This window comes from Vibrio maerlii (assembly GCF_003415655.1).
In the GTDB taxonomy this organism is placed as follows: domain Bacteria; phylum Pseudomonadota; class Gammaproteobacteria; order Enterobacterales; family Vibrionaceae; genus Vibrio; species Vibrio maerlii.
Genome location: NZ_QRHC01000002.1, coordinates 597,759 through 611,098, shown reverse-complemented (window position 1 = coordinate 611,098; position 13,340 = coordinate 597,759). Strand labels below are relative to the sequence as shown.

The 13,340-nt window shown below is 45.5% G+C and carries 14 protein-coding genes; 4 read left to right on the top strand and 10 right to left on the bottom strand.

Translation table 11 applies throughout. The features are described from left to right. Positions 1-123 precede the first annotated feature (123 nt). Entirely contained in the window at positions 124-1,515 is a 1,392-nt protein-coding gene (locus tag DPF91_RS03680; RefSeq protein ID WP_117233065.1) for a glycoside hydrolase family 1 protein, read from the top strand. A gap of 38 nt (positions 1,516-1,553) precedes the next feature. Here the strand turns inward: DPF91_RS03680 and DPF91_RS03675 are convergent, their stop codons facing one another. From DPF91_RS03675 to DPF91_RS03645, 7 genes are all read right to left on the bottom strand, one after another. After that, the gene (locus tag DPF91_RS03675) at positions 1,554-1,850 is read right to left on the bottom strand and encodes a hypothetical protein (protein ID WP_123766748.1); all 297 of its coding nucleotides are present in this window, start codon (positions 1,848-1,850) and stop codon (positions 1,554-1,556) included. Between the two features lie 78 nt (positions 1,851-1,928). Next, a complete protein-coding gene (locus DPF91_RS03670; RefSeq protein WP_117233063.1) occupies positions 1,929-2,309 on the bottom strand; it encodes a VOC family protein in 381 nt (126 codons plus the stop codon). A 103-nt stretch (positions 2,310-2,412) separates the two neighbouring features. After that, the gene (yjeH, locus tag DPF91_RS03665) at positions 2,413-3,663 is read right to left on the bottom strand and encodes an L-methionine/branched-chain amino acid transporter (RefSeq protein ID WP_117233062.1); all 1,251 of its coding nucleotides are present in this window, start codon (positions 3,661-3,663) and stop codon (positions 2,413-2,415) included. 111 nt (positions 3,664-3,774) lie between these two features. Then, entirely contained in the window at positions 3,775-4,284 is a 510-nt protein-coding gene (locus tag DPF91_RS03660; protein WP_117233061.1) for a hypothetical protein, read from the bottom strand. 181 nt (positions 4,285-4,465) lie between these two features. After that, positions 4,466-6,043 (bottom strand): hydantoinase/oxoprolinase N-terminal domain-containing protein, encoded by a 1,578-nt coding sequence (locus DPF91_RS03655; protein WP_117233060.1) that lies wholly within the window; start codon positions 6,041-6,043, stop codon positions 4,466-4,468. A gap of 4 nt (positions 6,044-6,047) precedes the next feature. After that, complete coding sequence (locus tag DPF91_RS03650; protein ID WP_117233059.1) at positions 6,048-7,175, bottom strand: DUF917 domain-containing protein; 1,128 nt, start codon at positions 7,173-7,175, stop codon at positions 6,048-6,050. Between the two features lie 64 nt (positions 7,176-7,239). After that, complete coding sequence (locus DPF91_RS03645) at positions 7,240-8,523, bottom strand: purine-cytosine permease family protein (protein ID WP_117233206.1); 1,284 nt, start codon at positions 8,521-8,523, stop codon at positions 7,240-7,242. A gap of 147 nt (positions 8,524-8,670) precedes the next feature. Here DPF91_RS03645 and DPF91_RS03640 point away from each other — a divergent pair, with 147 nt between their 5' ends. From DPF91_RS03640 to DPF91_RS03630, 3 genes are all read left to right on the top strand, one after another. Beyond that, positions 8,671-9,591, top strand: coding sequence for a LysR family transcriptional regulator (locus DPF91_RS03640; protein ID WP_117233058.1), 921 nt, complete (start codon positions 8,671-8,673; stop codon positions 9,589-9,591). A 127-nt stretch (positions 9,592-9,718) separates the two neighbouring features. Continuing rightward, entirely contained in the window at positions 9,719-10,567 is an 849-nt protein-coding gene (locus tag DPF91_RS03635) for a pirin family protein (RefSeq protein ID WP_117233057.1), read from the top strand. 171 nt (positions 10,568-10,738) lie between these two features. Then, positions 10,739-11,146 carry a hypothetical protein gene (locus tag DPF91_RS03630; RefSeq protein ID WP_117233056.1) on the top strand — a complete coding sequence of 136 codons (408 nt, stop codon included), beginning with the start codon at positions 10,739-10,741 and terminating at the stop codon, positions 11,144-11,146. A 117-nt stretch (positions 11,147-11,263) separates the two neighbouring features. On the opposite strand, the gene ppnP is transcribed toward DPF91_RS03630, so the two are convergent. The 3 genes from ppnP to DPF91_RS03615 all read right to left on the bottom strand — a co-directional run bounded on the left by ppnP (position 11,264) and on the right by DPF91_RS03615 (position 13,183). Further along, the gene (ppnP, locus tag DPF91_RS03625; RefSeq protein WP_117233055.1) at positions 11,264-11,545 is read right to left on the bottom strand and encodes a pyrimidine/purine nucleoside phosphorylase; all 282 of its coding nucleotides are present in this window, start codon (positions 11,543-11,545) and stop codon (positions 11,264-11,266) included. 133 nt (positions 11,546-11,678) lie between these two features. Further along, positions 11,679-12,536: an alpha/beta fold hydrolase gene (locus DPF91_RS03620; protein WP_117233054.1), complete on the bottom strand. Its 858-nt coding sequence runs from the start codon at positions 12,534-12,536 to the stop codon at positions 11,679-11,681. Between the two features lie 11 nt (positions 12,537-12,547). Continuing rightward, positions 12,548-13,183, bottom strand: a complete 636-nt coding sequence (locus tag DPF91_RS03615; protein WP_117233053.1) for a TetR/AcrR family transcriptional regulator — start codon at positions 13,181-13,183, stop codon at positions 12,548-12,550. Positions 13,184-13,340 lie beyond the last annotated feature (157 nt).

Below are 13,340 nucleotides of genomic sequence, written 5' to 3'. Positions count from 1 at the left end.
CGAAAGATAACGTTGAAAATAAAAGAGGAACAAAATTTATGTTTCTGCTCTCTTTTTCTCTGCCGCATTGGGAATACTATTACAACCATACTCGTTGAGACTAATTACATAATCGAGGTTGTTATGACTCAGTTCCCAAAAGACTTCCTATGGGGTGGCGCAATTGCGGCTAACCAAGTTGAAGGTTCTCATGTACTCGCTGGTAAAGGCTTATCTACGGCAGATATGCTTCCTTCAGGCATCCTTAGCCCACACCAAACTCGCGAAGAACGCACCCCGGGTATCAAAGATATTGCGATCGATTTCTATAACCGTTACCCAGAAGATATCGCTCTTTTTGATGAGATGGGTTTCAACTGTCTACGACTTTCGATTGCCTGGACGCGAATCTATCCGAATGGCGATGATCAAGAGCCTAATGAAGAAGGCCTTGCCTACTACGAGCGTATTTTCGATGAGCTCGCAAAATACGACATCACACCATTTGTCACGCTTTCTCACTATGAAATGCCATACGCGCTGGTTGAGAACTATGGCGGTTGGGCAGACCGCAAGCTTATTGAGTTCTTCGAGCGTTACGTAACCACCGTATTCGAACGCTACAAGAATAAGGTGAAGTTATGGCTAACTTTCAATGAAATCAACATGTCTTTGCATGCACCTTTTACTGGCGTTGGCTTGCAAGAAAATGCAACAGAGCAAGAAATCTACCAAGCCATTCACCATCAATTAGTGGCGAATGCTAAAGCAGTGAAACTATGCCAAACCATCATTCCAGATGGCAAGATTGGTAACATGTTACTCGGCGCAATTAACTATCCGTACACTTGTAACCCTGACGATGTCATAGCAGCGATGCATGAAAACAATAAGTGGCTGTTCTTTGGCGACGTGCAAACTCGTGGGAAGTATCCAGGCTATATGCTGCGTTACTTCCGCGAAAACAACATCAACATTGAGATGGAAGCCGGAGATCTAGAAGCGATTGCAGCTGCATCGGTCGATTTCATCTCATTTAGCTACTACGCGAGCGGTTGTGCAAGTGCGGATCCAAAACAGAAAGAAGTCGGTAACATCGTTGATAGCGTACCAAACCCATATCTTGAGAAGAGCCAGTGGGGCTGGTTAATTGACCCGAAAGGACTGCGTATTTTGCTCAACTTCCTATGGGACCGTTATCAAAAGCCACTCTTCATAGTAGAGAACGGCTTAGGTGCGATTGATGAACTGGATGAGAATGGCGAGATTCAGGACGATTACCGCATCAAATACCTGAACGACCACCTAGTGCAAGCACATGAAGCAATGCTAGACGGCGTCGAACTTATGGGCTTCACAAGCTGGGGACCAATTGATCTTGTTGCCAACTCAACGGCAGAGATGAAAAAGCGTTATGGCTTTATCTATGTGGATCGTCACGATGACGGCTCAGGCACACTTGAGCGTAAGCGCAAGAAGAGCTTCCACTGGTACCAAGAAGTCATTCAGACGCAGGGTGCGTCGCTGACTGAATAACCTCAAATGTTAGAAAGCACTCCAGTCGGAGTGCTTTGTTATATACACACCATATTGCGAGTTCGCATGTGAACATCTTGTAGATCTTCCAGCTTTCCTGATGCAATGATCTCTAGAGGTTTGCGACCGTCAAAATAACTCCCGGAATGCTTCTTCAGCATATAACCATTGCGTTCTTTCTCGTCTCTAACTAACAGCTGCAAACAATCGTGAATAGAAAATAAAAGATTAATGCGAGTTTGGAGAGCATCCGATTTACTAAGGATAGTGGTGACTTGCTGTGCACTCGCTCCCCATATGGAAAGGAGCTGTTCGGCTTCATTTACAGTTTTCATGATCATTGCATAGTTATCCTGTTGTGTTCAGATTTCCTGAGATTAAAAAGGGAGAGTCGAAACTCTCCCTGATACTCTTTATGAATATATGTGCGTTGCACAGATTTTGTTGCCGCTTGGGTCTCTTAAGTACGCCATGTAAAGCTTAAAATCCTCATTGCCACGATCCCCTGGTGGGTTCTCAATGCTGGTGCCACCATTCGCTAAACCAACCTCATGCCACTTATCGACAACTTCTGGGCTTAGTGCGGCAAAACCAACTGTTTGACCGTTACCTTGATGCGCATCTTCACCATTGATTGGCTTGGTTAAACCTAGCACTCCTGTTGGAGTACGGTAGATAATACGGCGGTTGTCATCAATGATGCCTTCACCATAACCAAGTACTGACATCACCGCATCATAAAATTTCTTCGACTTCTCAATATCATCGGTTCCCAGAAACACGTGTGTGAACATTCCATTCTCCTCATAGGTGTTTAGATCGATTGTTTATCTTATTTACGTTGGGCGACGGCGAAGTAAAAACAACCCATCACCACGATTTCTTTTAGGAATAAGGCTAGGCTTCTGGTTGAATCTTAAACTTGGGCACACACATCCAGATAAGTGCGAGTACAGCCAGAGCATAAATCATTGCTAAGCCAATTGAGACAAACACCAACAAGCACAACAGCATAGAGATCATAGCCAAGTTACGAGCAGCCCCTGTCAATAAACGGACTGCGCTCCACATGGCGAACAAGTATATGACGACAAAGATGCCATTGGCCAAGGTGAGGAACACTTCGATGTCAACTCCAGATAACACACCAAAAACACAAGAACACGCCAGTGTCGCACCTACCATCAAGGTTGCTCTTACAGGCACTCCGAAGACCGATACCTTGGCAATAGAGCTTTGTGGTCGATACTCACGAGCGAGCGCCCACACCATGCGTGAAAGGCTTTGTGTATACAGGTTGATCGTCGCGAAGCACGCAAGGAATCCAACAACACCAATTATCCAATTCGCTTTAGCACCAAACAATAGATCAGTAAGGTAAGGCACCGATGCGACGTTGAGCTCTGCGCTACCATAGGCATGATGCTTTAGAACAACGGTAGAAAATAGATAATAAACCGCTCCTGCGACCAGACAGCCAACGATGATAGCAACAGGGTAGTCTCGTTCAGGGCGTTTAAATTCTTCCCCCATATGGGCAAATGCTTCGATACCCACAAAACACCAAAACATCACAGCGATAGCCTGTCCAATGGCGCCCATATCATTAAAGGGTGATGAATGTGGGAGAGCGTCACCAACCGTCACCTCTCCCTTCCAGGCAAACACACCAACCAAGACTAAAATACCAATCGCAATCATGGTCTGAAAACGGCTTGATGCCTTGCTTCCTGAAAGGTTCACAACCATTAAAAGCGCAACAGTCAGCAGTTGTGCCAGAATAGGGGAAGAGAGCGAGTCAGGTAAAAACTGTTGAGCAAAACCACCAGCAATAGCAATGGCAGCAGGGACACCGACAGGAATGACACTAAGGAATAACAGCGCGATCGCCTTTTCCCATCGTTCACCAAACGCATGACGAACGAAATAGGACGCGCCTCCCGCATTTGGATAGCGCTTTCCCAACAAGGCAAAAGTGATAGCAATCGGACACACGGTTGCCAATAAAAACCACCACGCCCACAGCATTTGTTGCCCTGCAAGGCTCGCGGCTATAGCAGGCACCATAAACAGGCCAGTACCGAGCAATGTGGTCGACATCTGGCCAATACCGCCAATTAACGTGATTTCTTTTTTAAGTGAAGACATAGCGCTCCATACTATTTATCAATACAGCTCAGATACCGTAATTAAAGGCCCTTATAATAGCAAAAGGCAGTGATTCAATAATCACTGCCTGTTATAGATTTAATTACTTTTTTATTGGTTCGACAGTAGCGCTGTTTGATTTACGACAATCATGGAGAGTACATCACGATCACCCTCATCTTCACCATAACCGTGTGATTTCACCGCCCAATATGCACCTTTTTCTTCAATTAGTTTCCAGTCCCACTGGTAACCATCATCGAATGCTATATGAAGATTCCCATTATCTTGGAATTCCCACTTAATGGTTTCTGATGTTCCTTTATCTAATTTAGTGTATTTGCCGGTACCGTCGTCCATTAGCATCATTTGGCGCTTTTTCTTGCCTTTATTAAACGAAAATACCAACTCTTGATTGATCACCATATCATCGGTGAAGATCTCATATCCCCCACAATCCATTACTGCTTTTTCAAACATCTCTTGTGTGTATTTAGCCCCAGACCCATCACCTGTAGTACAGAGATTCGATTTAAATGCTTGCTCTTCTGGAGAAGATGTAGATTGGCAACCCGCGAGAATCGCGATGGAAAGGAAAGTAACCGACGTTATTAATTTCATATTAGAGCTCCACTTTTTATGATATTTGCGCATCTAGTTTACGAATAGCTCAATAAGCAAAGACCAGAATGAATCGTTCGTCAAAATCAGATATCAATTATTGTTGTTCTCATTTTTCTCATCGCAATAAAAAAGCAGCTCTTCTAAGCTGCTTAATTTCTAATCCGAGACTAAGTAAGCTCTACATCTTAATATGCCCAGCGGCTTTGATTTTCACATGAACCATATTGCCTTGCAGGTAACTCAGTGGGATTTCACTACGCTCGATAATTGCGACGTTTTCATCACACGCACCCGCTTCAATGGCCAGCTGCTTTGCCTGCTCCTCTAGCGTCTGCAATGCCTCTTCACGTGAGCTTGGCTCAATTGGAACAATCTTATCGAATTGACCTGAAATTTCACCAAGAGCAACACCAATCGCATTGGCAACTTCAAAATGCTCAGGGCGAACCACTTGGCTCACACCCTCGAAGTGATCTGGGAATAGCGCACTACCCCCGCCTACCATAATCACAGGTACGCTGGCTGCGGAAGTTTTCATCTTATCGATGCCCTCTTCCACATCAAGCACCATTTGTTGGTAAACAGCACCGGCCTGTTGCTGACTGATACCAATGTTATCCATCAAAGAGTGCTCGGCTTGCCACTGCATGTTACCTGTCTTCAACGCAACATCCGTTAACGTAAGCTCATCGCCACCAAAGCTGCGAGCCGTAGAAGTCAGCGTATGCCCCACGCTTTCGGGGCCCAGAGTGATACGCTCTTGCTCAAACGCGACCTTAGTGCCACCACCAATCGCCAGAGCCAAAATATCGGGCATACGGAAGTTGGTACGCACTTCGCCGATTTCGACTGCAAGGCTCGACTCGCGAGGATAGCCGTGAGTAAGCACACCGATATCTGAGGTCGTGCCACCCACATCGACCACAATCGCATCTTTGAGCTTAGTAAGGTGACTCGCACCTCGAATTGAGTTTGTAGGACCACAAGCGACCGTCAGGATCGGGTACATCAACGCAAACTGTTGTGACATCAATGTGCCATCATTCTGACCAAAGTAAGGCGTGGTTTTAATGCTGTGATTAACTAGAGCGCTACAAAAACCATCGACAAAGCGTTTCGCTGTTCCTTGGAGTGCTGCGTTTAAGATCGTCGCATTTTCACGCTCAAGCAGCCCTAGGCTTCCAACCTTGTGAGATAGTGAAATATTCACGCCAGGAAGTTCTTCAGCCACCCATTCAGCCGCTTGCAACTCTTGATCACCATTAACCGGGGAAAACACACCACAGATCGCAATCGAGTCTACCTGATCTTTTATTTTGCGGCAGATCTCGCGGATCTCTTGTTCCTGTATCTCTGCGATGAGCTGGCCATCGTATTCATAGCCACCATGCGCTTGATAAAAGTGTTCTCCAAGCATTGCTTGCCATGATTGGCTCCAACCACATAACGGCGGAACGCTATCACCGCTAGGTAAAGAAAGGCGGATCATACCAACACGGTCGAGCCCTTTTTTCTCAACGATCGCATTGGTACATTGCGTCGTCCCAAGCATCGCATGCTTAACTTGCGAACCATCAATGTTCGCCTGCTCTAGTAGCTTTGATATCGCATTATCGATACCGGTTGAAATGTCATGAGTGGTTGCGGTTTTTATCTTCGCAATCACATTGAGATCGGCATCTAGCAGCACACCATCGGTATTGGTACCACCAACATCAATGCCCAAACGGCAGTAATCTAATGTGTTCATTATCATCTTATTACTCCCCTTTTAGCGCCGATTTCAATTGTTCGATAGGTTGGTAGTCCACGGTATAACCAAAGTACTTCGGCCCTGCCACTTCAATCCCTTTTGCAGTGCGCCACTTTGGATCGCAAGGATAAGCAATGAGATCGATACGCTGACCATATCTTAGTTGTTCTGTCGTAATTGGCTTACCTGTCTCATGGTCAAGGATCGAGATAAGGTCGGGGGTAGATGCCAACAAGTTCTGCTGTGACATATCTGCCTTACTGCGACCTTTGTGCGCGAGTAAGAGTTCGTTCTGAAATTGGACGAACACCGAATCCACACCTGTGTCTTCAAACTGGGCTAGCTTCTCGATGACAACCCCACCCGTAGCAAAACCACCATCAGTTTCACGCTGAATATCAACAATTTTGCCGCTAATTAGGATATGACCACCGACAATATCTAGCACCGCTTGAGTACCGCTTTGGTTGCTCTCATTAGCTTGGCGAATCGCTTCACCAATCTTCATTGCCTGAGTCAGAGTCGCTGGTAAAGCACTGCGCTTAAGATTTTTACCATCCATTGGGTAATCACACATTGCCGCAGATCCCCCCATTTGCTCAGTAATTGGGCGAGCAAACTTTTCTGACCAAATGCCATCGACCGGATAGAGCGTGACCACATTGCCCCGTTCATCAGCTAAGGTATTGGGTGCCGATGGCAAGTCATCAAGGAAAAAGGTCACCATCTGAGCCTCAGGGAAAGCGCGTCCCATCGCATCACAATCCACAACAGGGATATTCTTTTTTGCCGCCACTAAGATAGGAATGAGTGAGTTGAAACCGCCTACCTCAATCGGGAATGTCGCCGCTATCTCGGTTTCTAGCGCTTTTTCCATCGCCTCAAACGCCACCAGCATTTGGTCTTTAGAGTTAAGCTTTTCAACCGCAACGGTGGGTGCACCAATCATCGACGAAGGTACCGTCATCCAGTCGTCTTGCACTTCATCTAGAGCGATCAATTGCACAGGCTGCTCAGCATTTGCAATCGCCACCTTTGCCATAAGTGCGCCACTATAAGGGTCACCACCACCTCCAGTGCCCAATACCGTGGCACCAAGAGCGATATCATCAATCATCTGTTCAGTAATAATCACTACAACTTTCCTTATTACTTAATATCCAATCACTTAGAAAGATTTGCTAATTAGATAGCTTTTACTATTTGAATAGCTTCATCAGGGCAAGATAGAACACACCTGAAGCAATGATGCCATCAAGCGCCGAAATGCTCGTTAGCGAGAATAGGTCGAAGAACTCTGGAGCCGTACAAGCACTGAACACCGTACCAAACACCCAAGATGCCAAGCCTTTCAGCATCCAATCCGGCACTTGTTGAATGTTCTCAAAACTCATTTTGCTCGAATCCAATACGTAGTACTGGGCGATGTAGACGCCGGCTGCAGGCGCGATAGTGACACTCAGCAGCATCAGGAACTCAGTAAACCGGTCGACCATGCCTAGTTGAGCAATTGCGATACCCGCCACCGTCATCAGAATAACTAGGATAGGACGCGGCACTTTTGGCAGTACCATCGACATACAAAGGCCACCAGATGTTAGGTTACTACTGTTAGTCGTCCATTGAGCGAAGACCAATACGATGATGGCAGCCATGCCTAAACCTAGGCTAAAGAAGACTTCGACAAGGTCATCGGTACCGGTGATTTTTGTCAGAATAAGAGCGATAAGGATGATGGCACTGTTACCAACAAGGAACCCAATACCCGCACCTAGAATCGCGTCTTTACGAGTCTTAGCGTAGCGAGCAATATCTGGTGCAGCGACTGCCGCTAGGATCCAGATAGACATAACGAACGAGATCGCTTGGCCCATCGTCAGCGGATCAGTGATTGAAGGAGCGCCGCCTCCTTGGTAATCCGCCGCCATGAACAAGCCAAGAGTAATTAATGTGACCATAAGAGGAACAGAGTAAGTACTTAACTTACCCAAAGCACGGACACCATAGATTGCCGTTGCCATCATCAAGATACTGCCGCCAATCAGCGCAGTGAGATGAGAAACCACAATCTCATATTTTGCCAAGGCATCAACCAGGATGAATGCAAAGAAATCCGCTTGGAATGCAAACCAACCGATAAGAGAGATACCGTTGATGAAACCAAGAATCTTACCGCCATTGCGACCAAACACCGCGCTGCTCACTAATGGCGTAGAGACACCGGCTTGAAAACCAATGTTGGCACACAGCATGGCAATCACAGCGAGAAGACCAGAACCAACAAAGGTTGCAATGAGAGCGTCTTCAAAGCCAATGCCGCTACTGAGGATAGAACCCAAGAAAAGGCCGGAGATATCGATACCAATCGCTAACCAAATTAAGCTAATCACCCACCAAGATCGCTTGGCTTTTTCTGGCACTGGTTCTAGCTCGAAGTCATCGATCTTCTTATGAGTCTGAGCAGCTTGGTTAAGCTGCGTCATATCTTCTTCCACGTATGTGTCTTTACTCATGCTGCATCCTTTGCATTGTTATTCCATAACCCTGAATAAATCATACTGATGTATTTCTTATTATTAAATGAATATAATCAAATACAAACATAACAAAAACAAAATGTATTGGTTAATATGAATTCAAACAATAACTTAGATAAGCGTGACCTACGAAGATTAGAGCTTTTTTGTGAAATTGTTGAACAAGGAGGTATCAACCAAGCCGTTGCCAGTACAGGACTTAGCCAACCCGTGCTTAGTAATCAGCTTATTGCGCTAGAAAAGAGCCTAGATTTAACACTTTGCCAACGTGGAAGGAAGGGATTCAAACTTACTCACGAGGGTGAGAAAGTCTATAAATATGCAAATCAACTAAAATCCACGCTGACTGATTTTGCTTATAAACTACGCGGTGTACAAACTGAGCTCTCTGGTCATGTTCGTATTGGCTGTTTAGACAACACCGTGACACTCCCCAACAACCCATTACCTAAAGCGGTTGAGTCATTTTATCAACGCAGCGATAACGTCGAAGTCAGTATTGAAGTGGGTGATTTCACTCAACTCAACGAAAAGCTCGGAAAAAACCAAATTGATATGATGATCGTGGTATTGGGGTCGCATCAAAAACCCGCCTTCAAGCATAGTTACCCATTGTTTGACGAAAGAAGTTATCTCTACGCACGCCGCGATCTTGCAGATAAAATCATGGACCAAGACTTCTCCCTTGATGGCTGCCGTATCAATATGGGCGGCTACGCTAAGGACGAAATGTTTGAACTACTTAACATCCAACAATATGACTCAGTTAAGCCCTACGATGGATGGCATGTGGAGTCTGGTGTACTTCTCACCCTGGCAGGGACTCACTTAAGCTTCTTGCCCTCTCACTTGATTGACCGTGGTCATTACGACCAATCCTTGGTACCACTACAACCTGAAAAGTGGTTCCTCACCAGTCAATTCTATACTGTGATGAAACAGCCATTAGATACGTTATCTCCAGCAGCACAGGCCTTCTTTGAGGAGCTTTCCACATTCAGTGATGCTATGTAGCCTCAGTCAAAACGGTATAAAAGGAGCAACCTGACACAACATCAAAAATTTTGAACAAGAGCGTCAGGTTTACCCTATTAATCCAGCCCTAACTCTGACCTACAGTTAACTCAACCAAGGAGTTAACATGAACACATCAAGAACAGTACAGCAAATTATCCCTGCACGACCTACCTCAGATGGTGATGGCGTTAAAATCCAGCGTATTGCTGGGTTCAACAATGCAGCTTTCTCACCGTTTCTTATGGTCGATGAACTGAAATCTGATGAACGTAAGGATTACGTAGGTGGCTTCCCTCCACATCCTCACCGTGGTATTGAAACCCTAACCTACATGTTGAACGGTCACTTCCAACACAAAGACCAAATGGGCAACGTCGGTGAGCTTCGCAGTGGCGGTGCTCAGTGGATGGCTGCGGGTCGTGGAGTGATCCATAGTGAAATGCCAATTATGGAAGACGGCCAACTGCACGGCTTTCAAATTTGGATTAACCAACCGGCACGCGACAAAATGAAGCCGTCGCAGTACAAAGATTTTCAACCAGAAACCATCACTGAACTAAGCTCTGATGAGCTAGGACTTTGGCGTCAGCTGTCTGGTCAATACACAATCAATGATCAAGCAATCACTGGGCCGCTAACTAAAACGGGCGTACCCGCTGCTGTCGCCGACTGGCGTTCAAATAAATCGAACCAAGTCTCGCTACAAAACAATGCAAATCATAATATGATGATTTACGTCTACCAAGGTTCTATCGATATTGAAGGTACAACGATAAATCAAGGCGACATGGCGATGCTCACTAAGGGTGATAGTGTGTACTTACAAGCACTAGAAAATAGCGGGGCTCTCATCTTCAGCGGTGAACCAATCGACGAGCCTGTGGTTCACTACGGTCCTTTCGTGATGAATAGCATGGAAGAGATCGAACAAACGATTCAAGACTACAACTCAGGTGTATTTAATACCTATTAAACCCTGTTTAGCCTGATTCCCAAGACCTGTAATTCCACTGCCAATTCGAATTCGCTAAGGTCTTTTTCTTTGCACGCATACACTATGCGTGCTTTTTTTGATTTCAAATTAGAGTAATTGACAAACTTCGCCGTATAATTTGCTCCATACACTCATTAATACCCCATTAAGATGTCAAAACTTAAACTTTCCATCCTCACTTTATTGCTCGTAGCCGCTGCGGGTCTAGCGTATGTATTTATCCCAACCCATGTTCGCCTGAGTAGTGAGATCCTCAATAAATCAATTGGTGATGGCTTTAAAGTCGTGGGGTACAAAGCCGTATCAACCGAACCGAAAGACGGAAAGCTGAATCATTTCTTCTTGATTGCGGAAGGCAGTGATGTGAAAGACGCTGAACCCTTCTTGATCACCTCGGATATGTTCATCAAGGTTGAAAGAACCAGCGAAGAAGAAAACAAGCTAAAGGTGGAGTTAAAAGGCCGAGTAAAAGCATTCGATAATGACCAGTGGATCACCAAACCAGACGGGTCAGTTCATCATTGGTTCTTAAGTTTGGACGCTGAATACAACAAGTAGAATATTCAATAACTCGAAGAAAGCAAAAAGCTAACGAGCCTTTGTCATGAGTCATGACTCATGACAGCTGTTAGCTTTTTTCATTTTAACAGTAGGCTTTAGCCAGCAGTTGCAGCGTTATAGGTACTCACACAGATACGCGGTTTGCTGTTCAACTTTTACGTCAAACGAAGAGTCGCCCGCAACCTCGAAGAAATCACCAGCTTTAAACGTCGACCACTCTTCTTCGCCCTGACGCTTAATTGTCAAAGCACCTTTAACAACCGTCATACGCTCTGGGGCCGCAGTGCCGAAGTTATACTCGCCGACGGCCATCACACCGACACTGCTATCGCCATCTTCTTGTGTAAAGCCTAGAGATTTCACACCGCCTTCAAAATAGCTATTTTCCTTGATCATTGTCTTTCCTTAGTTACCCGGACTAAGCGCCCGTTAATAAAATGTGGTACTCAACTGTTTTAACTCAATCTTTACATCCATTCAAGCTAGAACGATAGACGATAAATCAACCCAAATCAGTGACTAGGGTCGATTAACGGTTCGCAGTAATCAACTTATCAAAGCTGTCCATCACCTCTTGACACTTCATGACTCGGCCATGTCCCTGACCCGTCGTCGCCACTAATGCCGCACGTTCGATAGACTCAGAAGCATCTTTTGACACGTCGAAGCGAGTAAACTTGTCGTCTTTGTCATGAACAATAATCGTCTGGTGTTCACGTTGAGATAGGCGCTTCAGTGGGTCAATAGATTGAATCGGGAAGTTGTACTTCACCTCAATCTCATTCACTACTTCACTGAAGAGCTTCATCGAGTAACCTGAGCGCGCCACACTGCCAAACAAATTCTCTACGTAGTTCAATACAGGGGCAATAAGTAGTAACGGACAGTTCTCTGCCTTAGCATGACGACACTCCAAGGTTGAAGCCGTTCCCATACTGTGTCCGATAATACCAGCGACCTCATCAGCAGTATCCAGAATCGCTTCTAAACCGGCGATAAATGCTGGGATGTGACCTTGCGTACCTTGGCTTTGCCCATGAGCAGGATGATCATACGCTAGGGCTCGAAACCCTTTTGCTGCGATATGCTCCATTAACGGAAAAAACTGACTCGCGGTTCCAGACCAACCATGCGTCAGTACCCAAGTTGGCCCCTCACCCAGTGAATATGTGCTTAGCTCACCCTCTGTCGATTGCACTTTGGCCTTAATCAACCCCTTCGGCTCATCGTTCTTTGCTGGCGTTCGCACAGGGGTAAGTAGCAACTTACGTGCAGTATTGCGCGCATGCTTAGGAGCAACCGTGTGGTGTAAACGAGTCGACATGTTGACCAAGCTGCGCTTTAAGCTGAACTTGCCTGACGTATTAAAATAGATTTTTTCACTCATGATATTTTCACTTATTGATGACCGTCAGACGTATTCGTTGCTGAGGTTGAGGATTCGGTAGTCAGCCACACATTGAGTCGGCTGTTAACGCTATGCCAAAAATGCTCTCGGCTTTGATCTTGCCCATGCAGGGAATAAAACAGATTCGCACCGAGATAGAAGCTATATAGTTCGAAGGCCGCTTGCTTAGGTGAGACTTCGGGTTTCAACTCACCGCATTGTTGCGCCTTCGTCAGCTGGATGGACAGATAATCGATCCAGATTGAGACTGACTCTTTCAACGCTTGCTGCAATGGGTCGTTCTCTTTTTGGGTGTCATTCCAAGCATCCAGATACATGCAGCGACCTTGAAAGGAGTGATTCCAATCGAGCCATAGTTCAAATAACTGCGCTATTTTTTGGCGATAAGAAGCGAGCTGCTTTTCTCTAACTGGCTCAATGACTCTCTGAGCAAACACCTGATTGGTATAATGAATTACATCGAGCTGCAGTTTCTGTTTTGATTGGAAGTGGGCATACAAGCCGCTTTTTGACATATCACATTTTTGGGCAAGCGAACCAAAAGATAGGCTCTCAAGCCCAGATTCACTGGCAATAGAAAAGGCGTGCTGCAGGATATGCTCTTTGGTGAGTCTTCCTTTCTTCATTAATCTGTCGCTTCCATGTTCAATGTGGTTTCTAATTGACGCTCTATATTTTTAGCACGACCGTTCTATTTTGCAAATCTATTCTCACTCTTAAATGAATATGTAATAATCATACAAATATTCAGCCCATTGATTCCTATAGGAAGTTAACGTGAAC

Excerpts from the sequence above, each read along its gene's own strand:
- DPF91_RS03680 (WP_117233065.1), top strand. The coding sequence starts at position 124 with ATGACTCAGTTCCCAAAAGACTTCCTATGGGGTGGCGCAATTGCGGCT.
- DPF91_RS03675 (WP_123766748.1), bottom strand. The coding sequence starts at position 1,850 with ATGAAAACTGTAAATGAAGCCGAACAGCTCCTTTCCATATGGGGAGCG.
- DPF91_RS03670 (WP_117233063.1), bottom strand. The coding sequence starts at position 2,309 with ATGTTCACACACGTGTTTCTGGGAACCGATGATATTGAGAAGTCGAAG.
- yjeH (WP_117233062.1), bottom strand. The coding sequence starts at position 3,663 with ATGTCTTCACTTAAAAAAGAAATCACGTTAATTGGCGGTATTGGCCAG.
- DPF91_RS03660 (WP_117233061.1), bottom strand. The coding sequence starts at position 4,284 with ATGAAATTAATAACGTCGGTTACTTTCCTTTCCATCGCGATTCTCGCG.
- DPF91_RS03655 (WP_117233060.1), bottom strand. The coding sequence starts at position 6,043 with ATGATAATGAACACATTAGATTACTGCCGTTTGGGCATTGATGTTGGT.
- DPF91_RS03645 (WP_117233206.1), bottom strand. The coding sequence starts at position 8,523 with ATGACGCAGCTTAACCAAGCTGCTCAGACTCATAAGAAGATCGATGAC.
- DPF91_RS03640 (WP_117233058.1), top strand. The coding sequence starts at position 8,671 with ATGAATTCAAACAATAACTTAGATAAGCGTGACCTACGAAGATTAGAG.
- DPF91_RS03635 (WP_117233057.1), top strand. The coding sequence starts at position 9,719 with ATGAACACATCAAGAACAGTACAGCAAATTATCCCTGCACGACCTACC.
- DPF91_RS03630 (WP_117233056.1), top strand. The coding sequence starts at position 10,739 with ATGTCAAAACTTAAACTTTCCATCCTCACTTTATTGCTCGTAGCCGCT.
- ppnP (WP_117233055.1), bottom strand. The coding sequence starts at position 11,545 with ATGATCAAGGAAAATAGCTATTTTGAAGGCGGTGTGAAATCTCTAGGC.
- DPF91_RS03620 (WP_117233054.1), bottom strand. The coding sequence starts at position 12,536 with ATGAGTGAAAAAATCTATTTTAATACGTCAGGCAAGTTCAGCTTAAAG.
- DPF91_RS03615 (WP_117233053.1), bottom strand. The coding sequence starts at position 13,183 with ATGAAGAAAGGAAGACTCACCAAAGAGCATATCCTGCAGCACGCCTTT.